The 684-nt window shown below is 61.5% G+C and carries 1 pseudogene; it reads left to right on the forward strand.

Annotated features, from left to right (window positions below):
• Positions 1-137: 137 nt before the first annotated feature.
• Positions 138-684: pseudogene (locus ACXJKJ_RS30715) on the forward strand (hypothetical protein); the annotation flags it as partial.

Here is a 684-nt window from a genome sequence, read left to right on the forward strand (position 1 = left end):
TGACCGCGGCGCAGAACACGGCGACCACGGCGCAAGCCGCAGCGACCGCYGCACAGCGAACGGCGGACGGRGTMGTRACSCGTRCGACGGCWCTGGAAGGCCTGGTCAGCCAGGTGTCAGCCAGCGGGAACCTGCGCTTGGGTGCTCAGAACACCGGCACCACGCTGGACCTGCGCAACAAGTCCAATGCAGCGCGCAAACTGAGTGGCGTGGCGGATGGCACCCTGAGTGCGACCAGTACCGACGCGGTTACAGGCAAGCAGTTGTTTGGCACCCAGCAGAAAGTGACGGCCCATGAAGGGGTACTGGCGAYGCACTCCTCGCAGCTGTCCGGGCAGGATGGGCGCATCACAGACAACCGCCGCGACCTGGATGAGTTGCGCACCGAATTCGAGAACTTCGATCCCGATCTGGACGGCGTGGTGAAGTTTGCCGCGGATGGCAGCATTGATATGAATGGCGGTCGTGTACGTGGACTGGCGGCGGGAGATGCGAGCTCAGCGGCGAGCACGGACGCGGTTAATGGTGGGCAGTTGTTTGCCACCAATCATCGAGTTTCCTTGATGGAAAGCGACGGGCGGTTTGTTGCTGTGGACTTTGATGAAGAGAGCTCTTCTGCAAAAGCAGGTGAGTTCTCCGTTGCTATTGGCGATAGCGCAGAGGCAGGTGAGGAGACCAATGGTG

This window comes from Roseateles sp. P5_E1 (genome assembly GCF_054049335.1).